Annotated in this window: 13 protein-coding genes and 2 pseudogenes; 9 read left to right on the top strand and 6 right to left on the bottom strand. The window is 68.3% G+C overall.

Annotated elements, in window-relative coordinates; translation table 11 throughout:
- Positions 1-159 precede the first annotated feature (159 nt).
- The 6 genes and pseudogenes from BGI51_RS12975 (at position 160) to BGI51_RS12950 (ending at position 10,114) form a co-directional block, all read left to right on the top strand.
- Positions 160-3,177 carry a cellulose biosynthesis protein BcsC gene (locus BGI51_RS12975; protein WP_187978589.1) on the top strand — a complete coding sequence of 1,006 codons (3,018 nt, stop codon included), beginning with the start codon at positions 160-162 and terminating at the stop codon, positions 3,175-3,177.
- A 363-nt stretch (positions 3,178-3,540) separates the two neighbouring features.
- The gene (locus BGI51_RS12970) at positions 3,541-4,626 is read left to right on the top strand and encodes a cellulose synthase operon protein YhjQ/BcsQ (RefSeq protein ID WP_187978588.1); all 1,086 of its coding nucleotides are present in this window, start codon (positions 3,541-3,543) and stop codon (positions 4,624-4,626) included.
- Positions 4,627-4,628: 2 nt separating this feature from the next.
- Positions 4,629-5,795 (top strand): annotated as a pseudogene (locus tag BGI51_RS12965) (glycosyltransferase); the annotation flags it as partial.
- Positions 5,777-6,055, top strand: a pseudogene (locus tag BGI51_RS12960) (alginate O-acetyltransferase AlgX-related protein); the annotation flags it as partial. The pseudogenes BGI51_RS12965 and BGI51_RS12960, both read left to right, overlap by 19 nt.
- Positions 6,056-6,116: 61 nt before the next feature.
- Positions 6,117-7,445: a bifunctional DedA family/phosphatase PAP2 family protein gene (locus BGI51_RS12955; protein ID WP_187978587.1), complete on the top strand. Its 1,329-nt coding sequence runs from the start codon at positions 6,117-6,119 to the stop codon at positions 7,443-7,445.
- Positions 7,446-7,546: 101 nt separating this feature from the next.
- On the top strand, positions 7,547-10,114 hold the full coding sequence (locus tag BGI51_RS12950) for an ATP-binding protein (protein ID WP_187978586.1): 2,568 nt from the start codon (positions 7,547-7,549) through the stop codon (positions 10,112-10,114).
- Between the two features lie 30 nt (positions 10,115-10,144).
- Here BGI51_RS12950 and bfr read toward each other — a convergent pair whose 3' ends face one another.
- The 6 genes from bfr to BGI51_RS12920 all read right to left on the bottom strand — a co-directional run bounded on the left by bfr (position 10,145) and on the right by BGI51_RS12920 (position 15,179).
- Positions 10,145-10,642: a bacterioferritin gene (bfr, locus tag BGI51_RS12945; protein ID WP_007159675.1), complete on the bottom strand. Its 498-nt coding sequence runs from the start codon at positions 10,640-10,642 to the stop codon at positions 10,145-10,147.
- Between the two features lie 120 nt (positions 10,643-10,762).
- A complete protein-coding gene (locus BGI51_RS12940; protein ID WP_017642530.1) occupies positions 10,763-11,653 on the bottom strand; it encodes a PA4780 family RIO1-like protein kinase in 891 nt (296 codons plus the stop codon).
- Between the two features lie 150 nt (positions 11,654-11,803).
- Positions 11,804-12,736 carry a biotin-dependent carboxyltransferase family protein gene (locus BGI51_RS12935; protein ID WP_187978585.1) on the bottom strand — a complete coding sequence of 311 codons (933 nt, stop codon included), beginning with the start codon at positions 12,734-12,736 and terminating at the stop codon, positions 11,804-11,806.
- On the bottom strand, positions 12,733-13,410 hold the full coding sequence (gene pxpB / locus BGI51_RS12930; protein ID WP_187978584.1) for a 5-oxoprolinase subunit PxpB: 678 nt from the start codon (positions 13,408-13,410) through the stop codon (positions 12,733-12,735). Before pxpB ends, BGI51_RS12935 begins: the two co-directional genes overlap by 4 nt.
- Complete coding sequence (locus BGI51_RS12925) at positions 13,407-14,153, bottom strand: 5-oxoprolinase subunit PxpA (RefSeq protein WP_187978583.1); 747 nt, start codon at positions 14,151-14,153, stop codon at positions 13,407-13,409. Before BGI51_RS12925 ends, pxpB begins: the two co-directional genes overlap by 4 nt.
- 105 nt (positions 14,154-14,258) lie before the next feature.
- A complete protein-coding gene (locus tag BGI51_RS12920) occupies positions 14,259-15,179 on the bottom strand; it encodes a LysR family transcriptional regulator (RefSeq protein ID WP_017642534.1) in 921 nt (306 codons plus the stop codon).
- A 272-nt stretch (positions 15,180-15,451) separates the two neighbouring features.
- Between BGI51_RS12920 and BGI51_RS12915 the strand changes: the two genes are divergently transcribed.
- Genes BGI51_RS12915 through pcp form a run of 3 tightly spaced genes read left to right on the top strand, consistent with a single transcriptional unit; the run spans position 15,452 to position 17,751 of the window.
- Complete coding sequence (locus BGI51_RS12915; protein WP_187978582.1) at positions 15,452-16,159, top strand: DUF969 domain-containing protein; 708 nt, start codon at positions 15,452-15,454, stop codon at positions 16,157-16,159.
- A complete protein-coding gene (locus BGI51_RS12910; protein WP_007159682.1) occupies positions 16,156-17,106 on the top strand; it encodes a DUF979 domain-containing protein in 951 nt (316 codons plus the stop codon). The genes BGI51_RS12915 and BGI51_RS12910 overlap by 4 nt, the downstream gene beginning before the upstream one ends.
- A gap of 6 nt (positions 17,107-17,112) precedes the next feature.
- Positions 17,113-17,751: a pyroglutamyl-peptidase I gene (gene pcp, locus BGI51_RS12905; protein WP_187978581.1), complete on the top strand. Its 639-nt coding sequence runs from the start codon at positions 17,113-17,115 to the stop codon at positions 17,749-17,751.
- The last annotated feature ends 65 nt before the right edge of the window (positions 17,752-17,816 follow it).

Here is a 17,816-nt window from a genome sequence, read left to right as displayed (position 1 = left end):
TCGTCTGCGCTATTTGGTTGACTCGCCACGGCCTGTCGGGAATCATCCCCGGCTGTATTTGCCGTTCAGCTTGCGTTCAGCTATTCCCTAATAGCCGAAATCGTTCCAGCTCTGCGCCAGGTGCTGCAGCGACGCCTACCAGCCTTCACGGAAAGAACCATGCCCAAGCACCTCACCTTGTCCCTTGGTCTGCTCGCCCTGCTGATCCATGCCGACGCGACCTGGGCCGCCGCTGCCGACGCCGCGCCGACCGCGGCCGCCGTCCAGGCGCTGGAAGCCCAGCTGAAGAAGACGCCCCAGGATCCGGATGCCCTGGGCAAGCTGGGCAGTGCCCGCCTGGCGCAGCAGCGCTGGACCGATGCCGAGCAGTTGCTGACCCAGGCCGTGCAGAAAGGGGGCAAGACCTGGCAGCCGGCGCTGGACGAGGCGCGCTACCATCACCTGCTGGAACGCGCCCACGCGGCCGAGAACAAACGCGAGCTGGACCAGGCGCGGGATCTCAGCGTGGAAGCCATCCGGCTAAAGCCCGAAGCGGTCGAGGCGCAGCTGTTCCTCGCCGGCATCCAGAGCCAGAAACGCCAATGGGAACTGGCCGAGGCCACCTACCGCCAGGTGCTGATGCGCGAGCCGGCCAACGTCGACGCCTACTATGGGCGCATCGCCGCGCTCAACGAGCTGGGCCGCACCGAAGAAGCCCTGCAACTCACCAAGAATCTGCAGCCGAGCGCCAAGAGCCCGATCAAGGGCCTGGATCGCCTGCGCGCCGGCCAGGCCATGCAGGAAGCCGAAGCCGCCGAAGCGCGGGGCGATCTGCAGGGCGCCTCGCGGCTGCTCGAACAGGCGCGCAAGGAAGCCCCGGAAGATCCCTGGCTGCGCCTGGCCCAGGCCCGCCTGGAGGTTCGTCAGGGCCGGCCGCGCGCCGCCCGCGATCTGGTGGACAGCCTGGTCAAGGATGGCGCCCAGCGCCCCGAGGTGCTCTATGCCAGCGCCCTGCTGTCCAACGAGCTGGGTGAATACCCGCGCGCCATGCAGACCCTGATGCGCATTCCCCAGGCGCAGCGTTCGCCGGACATGAACGCCCTGGCCGCGCGCATCACCTTCAACGAACAACTGGCCGAAACCGTGGCCCTGGCCAAGCAGGGTCGCCGCGAGGAAGCGCGCAGCCTGATGCAGCGCCTGGAAGCCCGCGCCGGCCGCAATCCGGATCTGATCGGCGACCTGGCCGAAGCCTTCGCCACCGCCGGCGATCCCGAGCACGGCCTGGCCCTGCTCAAGCCGATGATCACCGGCGATACCCGCCCGGCACCCGCCATGCAGCTGCACTACGCCAGCATCCAGCTGCAGCTGAACCAGGACCAGACCGTGGGCAATGTCCTGCGCGACCTGCAGGGGGTGGTGCTCGACAGCGGCGAGAAGCAGCAGTACGACGACCTCCTCGCCCGCTACCGCATTCGTCAGGCCGATCGCCTCACCGACCAGGGCAAGCTGGCTGCCGCCTACGACACCCTGGCGCCGGCGCTCAAGGCCCGTCCCGACGACAAGGCCGCCCAGGCCGCCCTGGCACGCATGTACCTGGCCAGCGGCGACACCCAGAAGGCCCGCCAGCTCTATCGCGACGTGCTCAGCGACCAGCCGAAGGACGCCGAGCTCTATCTGGGCGCCGCCGAAATCGCCGCCAAGTCCCAGGACAGCGTCACCGCCCGCCAGTACCTGGACCAGGCGGTCAAACTCGGCCAGAGCGATCCCCTGGTGCTGCGCCGCGCCGCCCTGCTCTACCGCGACATCGGCATGGCCGGCACCGCGACCGGCCTGCTGGAGCAAGTGGTGCAGGTGGAGCGCAAGGATCGCGAGTCCGCGGCCCGCGCCGCCGGCGCCAGTGACAATCCCTTCGCCACCCTGCCCGGGCAGACCCGCAGCGATGACGCCCTGGCCGCCGTTCCGGCCGCCGCGGGTGGCAACGCCGCCGGCGGCGACTACGCCTGGAGCGATCCGCTGCAGGCGCAGAAGGCTGCCAACAACCCCTTCAACGACCTGTCCGTGGTACCTACCAGCAGCCTGTCGAGCAGCCTGGCCACCGAGCAGATCCTCGGCCAGCTGCAGCGCGAGCGCAGCATCCGCATCACCCAGGGTCTGAGCGTACGCAGCTACGATCCCAGCGGCAGTTCGCGCCAGACCACCGTCAGCGCACCGCTGGAGATCTCCTTCCCCGCCGGCGACCAGCGCCTGGCCGTGCGCGTCACCCCGACCCGCATCAACGACAGCAGCAGCGACGGCAGCCAGAAGGAAAACGGCGTGGCGGCATCCATCGCCGTGGAAGATGCCGGGCGCGGGCTCAAGGGCGACATCGGCGTCTCGCCGGTGGGCCTGAGATACAGCACCGTGGTCGGCGGCGCGACCCTGGAACGTCCGCTGAGCAGCCTCAGCGAGAACCTGCTCTATGCCCTGAGCGTGTCGCGGCGTTCGGTGACCGATTCCCTGGCGTCCTACGGCGGCATCCGCGATCCGCGTACCGGCCAGGAGTGGGGCGGCGTCACCGCCAATGGCGGCCTGGCGCGGCTGAGATACGACGATGGTCGTTACGGCTCCTACATCTACGGCGCGGCCCATCGTCTGACCGGTCATGACGTCAAGGACAACGACCGCTTCGAGATCGGCACCGGCGTCTACTACTACCTGCGCAATGGCCCGGACAGCCTGTTCACCGTGGGCCTCTCGGCCACCGCGATCGGCTATGACAACAACCAGAACCACCTGACCTACGGTCATGGCGGCTACTTCAGCCCGCAGCGCTACTTCGCCATCGGCGTACCCCTGGTGTGGGCACAGCGGGGCGATCTCTGGGCCTATCAGGTGCAGGGCATGCTGGGCGTGCAGACCATTCGCCAGGACGCCGCGGATCGCTATCCGGACGACGCTGCCCTGCAGGCGGCCGCGGAAGCCGCCGGCGAAGGCCAATACGGCAGCAAGAGCAAGACCGGCGTGGCCTACAGCCTCTCCGCCAATGGCGAATACCGCCTCAGCGGGCAGTTCGCCCTGGGCGGTCGCCTGGGCATGGACAATTCCCAGGACGAGCGCGACGTCAACGGCAACCTCTATCTGCGCTACTTCTTCGAAGAGCAGGAAGGCCGACCGCAACTCTCGCGGCCGCAGCCCTACCGCTCGCGCAACGAGGAATAAGGAAAAAGGCCCGCACCCGCGGGCCTTTTTTTGCCTCGGCACGCGGTCCGTTGCCGCCGAAACAACCGCTCGTCCCCACGCTCGTCGCCCCCGCGACCGCCCCGTCCCCGGGCCACGCCTTTCGTCCGCACGGCGCCAGGCGTGACGTTGACGGCTGCTTGAGGTGATCTAAACATTGAAGTGAACCGGCGCTAAAAAGCGAGACTATCCGTTCGCTCCGCCTCAATGCCCGCATACGCATTTTCAATTGGTGCGTCACGAACTCCGCGTGACAGTATCCGCAAAAAATGACACCTGATGGCTTTTAGCCATAATTTTGACGTCAAGCACCTGCCCAGACCCTTCACCTTTTCGGAATCCGCCATGGTCCGTTCGCTGGATATTGCCAATCTGTTCCGCTCCTTCGGCGGTGATCCCCAGCGTTACCATGAGTTCGAAACAGCCGAGCCGGCGCTGCACGAAGCGACCCCGCCGGCCGCGTCGCAGCCACAGCCACAGCCACAGCCGCAGCCGCAGCCACAGATCGTGCCGAGCGCCCAGGGCGAACCGGTCATCACGATGGCCGAGGCGGCCAGCCAGGCGGAACCGGGCGCCCTGCCTCCGCTGTCGCGAGAGCTGGCGCAGCTGCATAGCAGCCGCCAGGCCAGCCAGGCGGTCGTCGCCCTGGATCAGGCGCTGAGTCGCGCGTTGCCGCCACTGGCCAATCCGGTCCTGGCGTTGATGTCGGCGCGCGGCGGCACGGGCAAGACGGTCATCGCCGCGGGGCTGGCCCAGACGCTGAGCCGCAGCGGTCAACCGGTGCTGCTGGTGGAGCTGGATAGCCAGAACGTGCTGTCTTCGCTGTTGCTGCAGGAAGCTTCGTCCACCACCGGCTCGATCAGGGCGCCGCTCTCCGTCTGTCTGGCGGTGGACGACTGCCTGCGCCTGGTGCCCTTCGGTGCTCCCGACGAGCTGGATCTCCAGGCCCTGGAACAGGCCCTGGCCACCGACACCCAGTGGCTGACCCGACGCCTGCAGGCGCTGGACGTCCCGGCCGATACCCTGGTGATCCTCGATTGCCCCACCGGCTCGACGCCTCTGAGTCGTCAGGCCATGGCCCTGGCCACCCGGATCCTGGGGGTAACGACCGCGGATGCGACCGGCTACGCCAGTCTGCCGCGCCTCGAACGCCAGTGGCAGCGCTGCAGCGGTCAGGTCACTCCGCTGCACCTGCTCAACCGGGTCGATCCCGCCCGGCCCCTGAGCCAGGATATCGCCGCCATCGTGGCGCACTCCTGGGGCGAACGCCTGCTGGGTGTTCTGCCGGAAAGCCCCGACCTGGAACAGGCCCTGGCGCTGGGCCAGGGCCTGGCCAGCGTCCAGGATGCCTGGGCACGCGGCCTGGCCGAGCTGGGCGAGGAATTGCTGGGCGATCGCCGCTCGCCCGCGCTGCACGCCGCGCGCGCCTAGCCATGAGCTTTCTCGACCGCCTGGAACAGGTTCGCCAGCGCCGCGCGGCGCGTGCTGCCGAGGCAACGTCCACCCCGCCAGCGGCGCCTTTGTGGCTGCAACTGCTGGCCTGGACAGCCGCCGCGTTGCTGGGCGTTCTACTGGTGAGCGTGCCCCTGGCACTGGAAGAGCAGGCGCTGTTCGCCATCGGCTGCTTCGGCGCGGCCCTGCTGCTGCGCCGGCTGCCCGGGCGGCTGCCGGTGATCGCGCTGGTCCTCTTGTCGCTGCTGGCGTCACTGCGCTACCTCTACTGGCGCCTGACCAGCACCCTGGGCTTCGAGACGCCGCTGGAGATGGTGCTCGGCTACGGGCTGGTGGCCGCCGAACTCTATGCCCTGGCGGTGCTGGTGTTCGGCTATCTGCAGACCATCTGGCCGCTGCGCCGCACCCCGGTCCCGCTGCCGGCTGATCCGGCCACCTGGCCCACCGTGGACGTTTTCATCCCCACCTACAACGAAGCCCTGAGCATCGTGAAGCTGTCGATCCTGGCGGCCCAGGCCATCGACTGGCCACGCGACAAGCTGCGGGTGCACGTGCTCGACGACGGCCGTCGCGAGGACTTCCGCCACTTCTGCGCGACCGCCGGCGTCTCCTACCTGGTGCGCGAGAACAACGAGCATGCCAAGGCCGGCAATCTCAATGCGGCGCTGAAGGTCACCGACGGCGAATACATCGCCATCTTCGATGCCGACCACGTGCCGACGCGTTCCTTCCTGCAGGTCTGCCTGGGCTGGTTCCTCAAGGACCCGCAGCTGGCCATGCTGCAGACCCCGCACTTCTTCTTTTCCCCCGATCCCTTCGAGAAGAATCTCAAGACCTTTCGCACCGTGCCCAACGAGGGCGAGCTGTTCTACGGCCTGGTGCAGGATGGCAACGACCTGTGGAACGCCACCTTCTTCTGCGGCTCCTGCGCGGTGATCCGCCGCACCATGCTGGAAGAGGTCGGCGGCGTGGCCACCGAGACGGTGACCGAGGACGCCCACACCGCGCTCAAGCTCAACCGGCTCGGCTACAACACCGCCTACCTAGGCATTCCCCAGGCCGCCGGTCTGGCCACCGAAAGCCTGTCGCGCCACATCGCCCAGCGCATCCGCTGGGCCCGCGGCATGGCGCAGATCTTTCGCATGGACATGGCGACCTGCCCAACGTCGCGGTGATCGGCACTTCCTTCTCGCGCAATTCCAATTTCCTGCCGTTCCTGGAGCAGGCCCTGGGCGCCAGCGTCGGGCGCTTCGCCAAGGATGGCGGGCATTTCGCCGGCGCGGCGCGCGACTACTTCGCCAGTCCCGCCTTCCGACAAACCCCGCCACAGTTATTGGTCTGGGAAATTCCCGAGCGCGATTTACAATCCCCCGGCCCCGAGGCGTTGCGTCTCGATCCGCGTCCTTGAGGCAACCAAGGCTTTCCCCATGGGTCTGAGGACGCAACCCCCAGCCCCAGGAAGCCTTTCGATGACGGAACTGCTAGACGGCCTGACCCAGTGGATCAACCAGCACCACCAGTGGCTGGGCGTGGCCATCTTCATCATCTCCTTTCTCGAGTGCCTGGCCCTGGCCGGGCTGGTGGTACCCGGCACGGTGATCCTGTTCGCCGTGGCCATCGCCGCCGGCAATGGCGCGCTCAACCTCTTCGATACCCTGCTGCTGGGCTTTCTCGGCGGCATCCTCGGCGACGCGGTGTCCTATTTCATCGGTCGGCGCTTCCATGAAGGCATCCGCCGCCTGCCCGGACTGCGCACCCATCCGGAATGGATCGGCTCGGCCGAGGGCTTCATCCACAGATACGGCGTAGCCAGTCTGCTGGTGGGTCGTTTCATCGGTCCGCTGCGCCCGCTGCTGCCGCTGATCGCCGGCATGCTCGACATGCCCCTGGTCAAATTCGTCAGCGTCAGCCTGGTGGCCGCCGCCGGCTGGTCCATCGCCTATCTCGGCCCGGGCTGGGTGACCGGCGCGGCCTTCCGCCTGCCGCTGCCGGAGGGCTTCTGGCAACAGGCCGGCATCGTCTTCGGTGGCGCCGCGGTGCTGCTGACGGTGGTGGCCCATGGCGCCTGGCGCGAGCGCGCCGGCACCACGCTGATCAGCGGCGCCCTCTGCCTGGCCGGGCTGCTGGCGCTGCTGTTCGGCTGGCACCACCTGCGCGCCTTCGACGAAGGCCTGATGGCGCTGGTCCAGGAGCATCGCGAAGGCTGGCTCAACCTGGTCGCCGTGGTCATCACCCGCATGGGCGATTTCCGCACCCAGCTGATCCTGGCCGCCGTGCTGATCCTGGTGCTGGCCGCCTACCGCCAGTGGCGCCCGCTGCTGTTCGCCCTGGGCACCACCCTGGGGACCGCCCTGGCCAACGGCCAGTTGAAGAACCTGCTGGCCCGTGCCCGCCCCGACGTGCTCGCCGAGCCGCTGACCACCTACAGCCTGCCCAGCGGCCACAGCTCGGCCTCCTTCGCCTTCTTCCTGACCCTGGGCATCCTCGTCGGGCGCCGCTATGGTCCGCGCGGGCGCCTCGCCTGGCTGGTGATCGCTGCCATGCCAGCGGTACTCATCGCCCTCAGCCGCGTCTACCTAGGCGTGCACTGGCCCACCGACGTCCTCGCCGGTGCCCTGCTCGCCGGGGGCTTCTGCGGCCTGAGCCTGGCGCTGCTGCAGAAGACCGGCGGCAATCGCCTGGAGCCGATTCCGACGCGGACCTGGTGGGTGCTGCTGCCACTGGTTGTGCTGGTACTGGCCTTCGCCGCCGGCTGGGCCCTGCCAGCGGCCATCGAGCGCTATGCGCCCCGGCTGTAAGGCCGCCGCTAGCCAAAAAATCCGCTCAGGTTCCTGCAGTTCCGTCTCTCTTGTGGTCTGAACGCCTGGAATTGCAGAAGTGGCCGGGGGAGGCTCGATAGATGGCAGCGCAGATTGCCGACTGGAACGAACTGGACTTTCTCGCCGGCGGCGGCGAGATGGGTGCCCGCTTGCGCACCCACGACTGGTCGGATTCGCCCCTGGGCCCGCCGTCGCAGTGGCCGCAATCGCTGCGCTCGGCACTGAGTATCTGCCTGAACTCCAGCTTTCCCACCGCCATCTACTGGGGCCCCGACCTGCTGCTGCTCTACAACGATGCCTGGGCACCGATTCCCGCGGAACGCCACCCCTGGGCCTTCGGACGTCCCGCCCAGGAGGTCTGGCAGGACATCTGGCCGGTGGTCGGACCGCAGTTCGAGCAGGTCCTGAGCAGCGGCCAGGGCTTTTCGGTCTTCGACCAGTTGCTGCCGATGGTGCGCCAGGGCGTGGCCAGCGAGACCTACTGGAACTACAGCTTCACGCCGATTCGCGGTGAGGGCGGCGAGATCGCCGGGATCTTCAACCAGGGCCACGAGACCACCCAGCGCATCCTCGACGAGCGGCGGCGCGCCGCCGAGGCCGCGCGCCAGCGGCGGATGTTCGAGCAGGCGCCCGGCTTCGTCGCCATCGTGCGCGGGCCGGACCACGTCTTCGACTTCGTCAATGTCGCCTACAGCCGCCTGTTCGATGGCCGGCCCCGTGAAGGCCTCACGGTGCGCGAAGTCTTTCCCGAATTGCAGAGTCAGGGCTACCTCGAGTGGCTCGAACAGGTCTATCGCAGCGGTCGCCGCTTTGTCGCCGAGCACCAGCCCCTGCGCCTGGAGACCGTGGGCGAACCGGTCCGCACCCTGTATCTGGATTTCATCTACGAACCCCTGACCGACGAAACCGGTCAGGTGATCGGCATCTTCTGCCAGGGGCAGGACGTCACCGAGGCCCATCTGGCCCGGGCTGCCCTGGAAGCCAGCGAACGACGCTTTCGCACCGCCCTGGAAATCGAGACGGTGGGCGCCCTCTGCTTCGATGCCGAAGGGCGGCTGATCGATGCCAATGACGCCTTCCTGCGCATGAGCGGCCATGACCGCGCGGACCTGGCTGCCGGGCGCATCGCCTGGCCGGCACCGAGACTGCCACGCGCCGATGCTCAGGCGCCGCCCGAGGAGCGTTGCTATCGACGCCGCGACGACTCGACCGGCTGGGCTCTCGTGGCCGCCAAGCGCCTGCCTGATGGCAGCGCCTTCGAATTCCTGGTCGACATCAGCGACCGCAAGCAGGCCGAAGCCGAGTTGCGCGAGGAAACCCGCACCCTGGAAGCCCTCAAGCGCATCGACACGGAACTGGCCAGCGAGCTGGATCTGGCGCATCTGGTGCAGACCGTGACCGATGCCGGGGTGGAATTGACGGGCGCCCGCTTCGGCGCCTATTTCAGTCATCAGGCCGCCGAGGACGGCGGCTCCCTGCGTCTCTTCACCCTATCCGGTGCCGAGCGCGTCGATTTCGAGTGCCTTGGCGAGCCCGGCGCCACGGCCATGTTCGCCCCCACCCTGGAGAACGCGGGCGTGGTGCGAGCCGACGATGTGGCTACCGATCCGCGCTATGGCCAGTCCGCACTGCACCAGGGCCTGCCGCCTGGACGTCCGCCGGTGCGCAGCTATCTGGCCGTCGCCGTGGTGGCCCGTGACGGGACGGTGCTGGGTGGACTCTTCTTCGGCCATGCCGAACCAGGGCGTTTCAGCCTTCGCCACGAACGACTGATGGCGGCCCTGGCCGCTCGCGCGGCCATCGCCATCGAGCAGGCCCAGTTGTTCCAGGCGGTGCGTACCGCCAACGAGACCCTCGAACAGCGCGTCATCGAGCGCACCGCCGAGCTGACCCAGGCGCAGCAGGCGCTGCATCAGGCGCAAAAGATGGAAGCCATCGGCCAGTTGACCGGTGGCATCGCCCATGACTTCAACAACCTGCTGGCCGGCATCATCGGCAGCCTGGAACTGATCGAGCGCCGTCTGCAGCAGCAGCGTACCGACCAGCTCGACCGGCTGCTCGGTGGCGCCCAGGCCTATGCCGCACGCGCCGCCTCCCTGACCCAGCGGCTGCTGGCCTTTTCCCGGCGGCAGACCCTGGAACCCAAGCCCACCGACGTCAACGAGCTGATGCTGGCCATGGAGGAATTGATCCGCCGCAGCGTCGGCCCGGCGATCGACGTCCAGGCCGAGCCAGCGGAACCGCTGTGGTCCACGGTGATCGATGCGGTGCAACTGGAAAGCGCCCTGCTCAACCTGGCGATCAATGCCCGGGATGCCATGCCCCAGGGAGGACAGCTGCGGTTGTCCACGGCCAATCTGCCCGAGGACGCGCCCGAGCGACCGGACGATCTGCCTGCAGGAGACTATGTGCGGGTCAAGGTAAGCGACACCGGTAGCGGCATCGTGCCGGAGATCCTGGAACGGATCTTCGATCCCTTCTTTACCACCAAGCCACCGGGTCAAGGCACCGGATTGGGCCTGTCCATGGTGCATGGCTTCGTGCACCAGTCGGGTGGCCAGATCCAGGTCGATACCACGCCTGGCGTGGGGACCTGCATCTCGCTCTATCTGCCGCGAGCGCCGGAGGGCGACGCCCGCACGTCCTGAGCGACGCCTGGTGGCGCCGCTCAGCCGATGCTAGAGGCCGGCACCATGGGGCGTGGTGCCGCCCTTCATCTGCGATTGCAGGTAGTTCTGCAGGCCGATCTTGTCGATCAGGCCCAGCTGCTGCTCCAGCCAGTAGGCATGATCTTCCTCGGTGTCTTCCAGCTGCACCACCAGGATCTCGCGGGTGACGAAGTCCTTGTGCTGGTTGCACAGGGCCACGCCCTGGGCCAGGGCTTCCCGTACCTCGTATTCCAGCGCCAGGTCGGCGCGCAGCATTTCCGGTACGGTCTGGCCGACAGTAATGGCATTGGGACGCATGTCCGGCGTGCCTTCGAGGAACAGGATGCGGCGCAGCAGCGCATCGGCGTGCTGGGTTTCCTCCTCCATCTCGTGGCCGATCCGCTCGTACAGGCGCATCAGGCCCCAGTCCTCGTACATCCGCGAATGGATGAAGTACTGGTCGCGCGCCGCCAGCTCGCCGCGCAGCAGCTGGTTGAGGTAGTTGATGACGTCCGGATGGCCTTGCATGAAAAGAGTCCTGTGCTGTTCAGTGCCCAGTTTAGCGCGCCGGCGCCCAGAGGACGCCGTTCATCGCCCGACCACTGGGGCCGTTCGTCTCATCGCAGCGCTAATCGTTCTGCTTCACGATCAGCTTAGCCAGGGCGGCGGCGGCTCTTCGCGCACGCTGGGCTCATCCTGTTCGCGACGCGCCGCCTGCCGTCGTTCCTCGTCACGCCGCGCCGCCTCGATCTCGCGCATCACCGCATGGACATCGGCCTGGTCTTCGCGCTCGGCGAACTCGCCGGTCAGGCGGGTATTGGCGAACAACTCGCCCTTCTCGAACAGCGCCCACATCTCCGGCGCATAGCGGGTCGTGCGCAACTCAGGCGCGAAGCGGCCAAAGTAGAGCGCCATGTTCTCCACATCCCGCGCCAGCAGGCGGAAGGCGTGGTTGTTGCCGGCCGCGTCCACCGCCTGGGGCAGGTCGATGATGACCGGGCCGTCCTCGGCCAGCAGCACGTTGAATTCGGAAAGGTCACCGTGGACCAGTCCGGCGCAGAGCATGCGCACGATCTGGCCGATCATCAGCTCGTGATAGCGCAGTGCTTCCTCGGCGGTGAGGGTCACGTCGTTGAGTCGCGGCGCGGCCTCGCCATTGCCGTCGGTGACCAGGTCCATCAGCAGCACACCGTCGAGGAAGTCGTGGGGCTTGGGTACCCGTACCCCGGCGTCGGCCAGGCGATAGAGCGCCGTCACCTCGGCGTTCTGCCAGTTGTCCTCGCGCTCGCGCCGACCGAACTTGGAGCCCTTGGCCATGGCGCGGTTTTCCCGACTGCCACGCACCTTGCGCCCCTCCTGGTACTCGGCGGCCTGGCGGAAGCTGCGCTTGTCGGCCTCCTTGTAGACCTTGGCGCAGCGCACCTGGCTGCCGCAGCGCACCACGTAGACCGCCGCCTCCTTGCCACTCATCAGGGGCCGTATCACCTCATCGACCAAGCCGTCCTCGATCAACGGCTCGATGCGTTTGGGAGTTTTCATCGCCGGTTCCAGCTCCTTCTTGTCGGTCGTCACAGGGGGACGTGTGAGGCAAGTTTCAAGCCAGACGCCGAGAAAGGGAAGTCGGCGTCGCCCCTGAGCGTGCGACTCATCGAAGCGGACAAGATTCCTCAGCCGTGACCGACTGCGTGTTCAACCCCCGAAGAAGGCCAGGAAACGCCGCCACTCGGCCTGGGCCACGGCCAGTTCCACCGGGGCGAAGCGAACCTCGTGATGGGCCGGGCACTGGGCCAGGCGCGCCAGGTCCAGTGGATGGATGAAGCCCAGCAGCGGATAGCCGCCCATGGTCTGGCGATCGGCCATGAGCACGATGGGCTGGCCGTCGGGCGGTACCTGGATGGCACCGGTCACCACCCCCAACGACCACTGGCGGCGGGGCGGCGCCAGGGGTACGTCGCCAGCCAGGCGGATACCCATGCGATCGGATTGCGGACTGATCCGCCAGGGTTGCGTGAACAGCGCCTGCTGCTGCGCCGGTCCGAAGGCCTCGGCGTCGCCGCCAAGGATCACCCTCAACGTCGGCACCTGGCGATAGTCCGGCACGAAGCGCGCAGCCGGACCGCAGCCGTGGCTATGCAGCTCGCTCACCGCCGCACAGGTCAGCCGCTGACCGGCCGCGAGCGGCGCGCCCCTGCCCTCCAGCCCGCCCAGGCCTTCGCGGCGATTGCTGGCCACGCTGCCCAGGGTCGCCGGCGCCTGGAAACCGCCACCGGCGGCGGCCAGGTAGGCGCGCTGTCCGGCCTGGGCGAAGCCCAGGCGCAAGCGCGCGCCGGCCTGTACCGGAAAGCACGACCAGGCCGGCAGCGGCTCGCCATCCAGCCGGGCGTCCAGCGGCGCACCGGTCAGCGCCAGCCAGGTGTCGGTCTCGCTTTCGAATTCGGCACCGCCCAGGGCGATCTCCAGCAGCGGCGCCGTTACCGGATTGCCCACCAGCCGATTGGCCCAGCGCGCGGCATGGCCGTCCATGGGCCCCGAGGGCGCCACGCCCAGGTGTTGCCAGCCCTGGCGCCCCAGGTCCTGCAACAGGGTCAGGGGACCGGACTTGATGACCTTGAGACCGCTCATGACTGACCTCCCTGGGCGCGAAAGGCGGCTTCGTCCACCGGGACGAAGCGCACCCGATCCCCGGGCGCCAGCAGGCACGGCGGTTCTGCCTGGGCATCGAAGACCGTCCACAGGCAGCGGCCGATGAGATTCCAGCCGCCCGGCGAGGCCTGCGGATAGACCGCGGTCTGGCGCTCGGCGATGGCCAGACTGCCGGCGGGCACGCTGGTACGCGGCGTGCTGCGCCGGGGCAGCGCCAGGCGCTCGTCCAGCTCGCCGAGAAAGGCGAAGCCCGGCATGAAGCCGATGGCGCCCACCTGATAGTCACGCCCACTGTGGAGGCCAATGACCTCGGCCGCGCTCAGGCCACAGCGCTCGGCCACCTCGGCCAGATCGGGTCCGGCATAGAGCGTCGGCACCTCGTGCAGGCGCCCGCCCTCGCCCGCCTGCGCGGCGCCCGGCCAGTCGGCCAGCAGGGGGGCGAGGCCGGCCTGCAGCTCGACCAGGGTCAGTTGCAGGGGATCGTAGTGCACCAGCAGGCTGGTCCAGCCCGCCACCAGATCGGTCACCGCCAGGCCGAAGCGCTGGCGAATCCGTTCGCCCAGGCGGGCGATACGCGGGGGCAGCTCGGCGTCGGGATGCTCGGCCAGCTCGAGCAGCAGCGCCGCGACGCCAAAGGGTTTGCCGACGATCATAGGGCATCCAGTGCGGCGCGCAGCCGACGCAGCACTGCCAGGGATTCGGCATTGTCGCCATGCACGCAGAGGCTGTCGGCCTGCAGCCGCATGGGCTGGCCATCGAAGCCGGGAAAGTCTTCACCGCGGGCGATGGCGACGGCCTGGGCCAGGATGCGCTCGGGGTCATGGTGAACGGCGCCGGCCTGGCCACGCGGCGCCAGGGAACCGTCGGCCAGATAGGCGCGATCGGCGAAGGCTTCCAGCAGCAACGGCACCCCGGCGGCTTCGGCCAGTCGGCGCTCGCGGTCATTGTCGGCCTTGGCCAGCACCATCAGCGGTAGCCCCTGGCGATAGCGGGCGCAGGCAGCGAGCGCGGCGGTGAGCAGGGCATCATCCTTGACCAGGGCGTTGTAGAGGGCGCCATGGGGCTTCACGTACTCGACGCGCACGCCTGCGGCGCGACAGAAGGCGTCCAGGGCGCCGATCTGGTAGAGGATCATGGCTTCCACCTCGGCCGGGGTGCAGGCCATGGGCCGCCGACCGAAACCCACCAGATCGGGATAGGCCGGATGGGCGCCGATCTGCACGTCATTGGCCACCGCCAGGGTCACGGCGCGCTGCATGGTCAGGGGATCGGCGGCGTGGAAGCCGCAGGCCAGGTTGGCCTGGTCGACCAGGGGAATGGCATGGGCGTCGTCGCCCATGGACCAGGCACCGTAGCTTTCACCGGAATCGCAATTGAGGAGCAGGCGAGCGGACATGACAGGATCCTCTGAGGAAGTAGCTGGAGTGTCGGAAAGCCAGGGCGCCGCTGTCCAACAAAAGATTCCGGGCGCTGGCGATAAGAAGCCGTTGAAACACCCGGGCTAGACCAGCACCGGCAAGGCGCGCTCCGGGCCCAGCCGCGTACACCAGTCGGCCACCACCGTCTGGCTCAGGGCCACCACCGCCTCGCTCAGCGCCAGGCCAGCGCCGCCATGCCAGCTGGCCTGGACATCGAAGGGCGGCGGCCCGGCCAGTGGCAAGGGCATCAGGCTGCCACGGGCCAATTCCTCGATCACCAGGGCCGGCGGCAGGGCGCCGATGCCGAAGCCCTCGCCCATCAGCTTGATGATGGCCGCCACCGAGTTGATGCAGCAGACCCGTGGTTCGGCGATGCCCTCGCGCTGCAAGAGGCCGAGGATGTCCTGGTGCGGTCGCGAATGGCGGGAAAAGGTGATCAGGCGCTCGCCAGCCAGTTCGGCCAGATTGGCGTAGGGTCGCGCCAGATGACTGTCACTGGCCACCAGCCAGCGCACCGGATAGCTGGCGAGGTGCAGATTGCGGATGCCCTCGGCGCGCAGCAGATCGGTCTGAAAGATCAGGTCGAGCTGCCCCCGCGCCAGTTGCTCGGCCAGATTCAGCGCCGTGTCCGCGGTCAGCTCCAGCTCGATGGCCGGATAGCTCTGGGTGACGGCGGCGATCAGCTGATCCAGCCAGCTGTGGATCACCGTATCCATCACGCCGATGCGCAGGCGGCCCTCCAGGGTCTGGCCATGGCCCAGGGCCTCGTGCAGCTCGCGCTGGGTGGCCAGCATCCGCTCGGCGTAGCCCAGTACCCGATGACCCTCGGCGGTCAGACTCACACCGCGGGAATCGCGCAGGAACAGCTGCACGCCCAGTTCGCTCTCCAGCACGGCGATGCGACTGGAGATGGCAGCCTGGGTGGTGGACAGCTTTTCCGCCGTCAGACGGAAACTGCCCAGCCGGGCGACCCAGACGAAGGTATCGAGAAAGCGCAGATTCATGGGGACCTCGACAAGGCTGTCCCGCCACTTTACCCCCACCAGCAGCCTTGTCTGCCCCGCTTTTCCCTATCGGCGGCGAACAGTTTTATTTGCTGGACGCCACCTCCACCGGCGGCGAAAGATGCCAGCCGGCGTTATGCCACATGACGCCTGACAACAATAACGAGCCGTGCCTGGGGCACTGCCTGGATCAGCCGAAGCCGTCCGCGGCTTCCTACCGTCCGCCGCACCGTCTGCCCGGAGCGCGGTGGACCCGCTGGAGACATCCACCCATGCAAACCACCGTCAACCTCTGGCCGCTGCTGGGCGTGCTGGTCATCGTGGTCGGCTTCGTGCTGAGATTCAATCCGCTGCTGGTGGTCGCCCTGGCCGCCGTGGCCACCGGGATCGCCGCCCAGTTCAGCCCCGAGGCGCTGCTCGCCGCCATCGGCACCGGCTTCATCAAGGCGCGCGCCCTGCCGCTGATCATCCTGCTGCCGCTGGCGGTGATCGGCCTGCTCGAACGCCACGGCCTGCGCCTGCATGCGCAGAACTGGATCGCGCGCTTTCGCAACGCCACCGTCGGTCGTCTGCTGATCTTCTATCTCTTCGTCCGCGAGACCACCGCCGCCCTGGGGCTGACCAGCCTCGGCGGCCATCCGCAGATGGTGCGGCCGCTGCTGGCGCCCATGGCCGAAGGCACCGCCGAAAAGATCCACGGCCGCCTGCCCGAGGCCCTGCGCCAGCGGCTGCTGGCCTTTTGCGCCGCCACCGACAACGTCGGGCTGTTCTTTGGCGAGGACATCTTTGTCGCCTTTGGCGCCATCGCCCTGATGCACACCTTTCTGCTCGGCGCCGGACTCGATGTCGAACCCCTGCACATTGCCCTCTGGGGCATTCCCACGGCGCTCTGCGCCTTCTTCATCCATGCCCTGCGCCTGCACCGCTTCGATCGCCAGCTCTATCGCGAGCTGACCGCGCGCAAGGAGGTGCAGCCATGATCCTGTCGATCCAGTATCTGTTCTGGCTGGCCGGCGCCATCCTGGCGCTGACCGCGGTCATGACCCTGGCCGATCGTCAGCATCCCAAGCGCTGGACCAGCGGCCTGTTCTGGGGCCTGTTCAGCCTGGTCTTCCTGATCGGCGATCGCCTGCCGCCGGCCTGGGTGGGCGCCGGGGTGCTGCTGATGGCGGTGCTGGCCGGCTGCGGCGCGGTGGGCAGTGGTCACCACGTGACGCGCCCGGAACGCGAGACCCGTGCCAGCGCCGGCCGCCTGGGCAATCGCCTGTTCATTCCGGCCCTGGCGATTCCCGTGGTGACGGTGATCGGCAGCGTGCTGCTCAAGGACGTGCAGATCGCCGGCCTGCCACTGCTCGATCCCAAGAACGTCACCTTCGTCTCCCTCGGCCTGGGCGCGCTGGTGGCCCTGGCGCTGGCCTGCTGGCTGACCCGTGACACCCCGATCCAGGCGATGCGCGAGTCGCGCCGCCTGACCGATGCCCTGGGCTGGTCGCTGGTGCTGCCCCAGGCCCTGGCCATGCTCGGCCTGGTCTTCACCGACGCCGGCGTCGGCAAGGCGGTGGCGCATCTGGCCACCGCCTACGTGGCCCTCGATCTGCGCCTGGTGGCGGTGGTGGTCTATGTGGTGGGCATGGCCGCCTTCACCGTCATCATGGGCAACGGCTTCGCCGCCTTCCCGGTGATGACCGGCGGCATCGGCGTGCCGGTGCTGGTGGGTGTCTACCATGCCGATCCGGCGGTGATGGCCGCCATCGGCATGTTCTCCGGCTACTGCGGCACCCTGATGACGCCCATGGCGGCCAACTTCAACATCGTCCCGGCGGCCCTGCTGGAACTGGACGACAAAAACGCCGTGATCAAGGCCCAGGTCCCCACCGCCCTGGCGGTGCTGGCCTGCAACGTGGTGCTGCTCTATCTGCTGATGTGAGGTCCCATGACCCTGTTGCTCACCGGTTTCGCCCCCTTTGGCGGCGAGGCCCTCAACCCCTCCTGGGAAGCCGTGCGCCGCCTGGATGGCGAATGTCTCGGCGATCTACCGGTGGTCGCGGCGCAGCTGCCGACCGCATTCGGCGCGGCGCTCCGGGTCCTGGATGAGCTGCTCGACCGCCATCGCCCGACCCTGGTGGTGGCGGTCGGCCAGGCCGGCGGGCGAGCCGAGCTGTCGCTGGAACGCATCGCCATCAATGTCGACGATGCCCGCATTCCCGACAATGCCGGGCGCCAGCCGATCGACGAGCCGGTGGTGGCCGGCGGCCCCGCGGCCTACTTCAGCACCCTGCCGATCAAGGCCATGACCCGGGTCCTGCGCGACGCCGGCATCCCCGCAGCGGTGTCCCAGACCGCCGGCACCTTCGTCTGCAACCACGTCTTCTACGGCCTGCAGCATCGCCTGCAGGGCAGCGGGGTACGCGGTGGCTTCATCCACATCCCCTACCTGCCGGCCCAGGCCGCACACCAGCCCGGGGCGCCGTCCATGGCCCTGGAGACCCTGGTCGCCGGCCTGCGCCTGGCGCTCACCTGCGCGGCGACCACCCAGGCGGACCTGCGCGAAGGTGGCGGGCAACTGGACTGACACCCGCAGGCGCGGCGGCGGAGGACCACCCGGTCCGGCTGGCCTACAATGCGCCCTCCGCCGCC

The organism is Pseudomonas oryzihabitans, assembly GCF_014522265.1.
GTDB lineage: Bacteria > Pseudomonadota > Gammaproteobacteria > Pseudomonadales > Pseudomonadaceae > Chryseomonas > Chryseomonas aestiva.
Note: the sequence above shows the minus strand (reverse complement) of the source record. Positions and strands in the feature narration are given on the sequence as shown.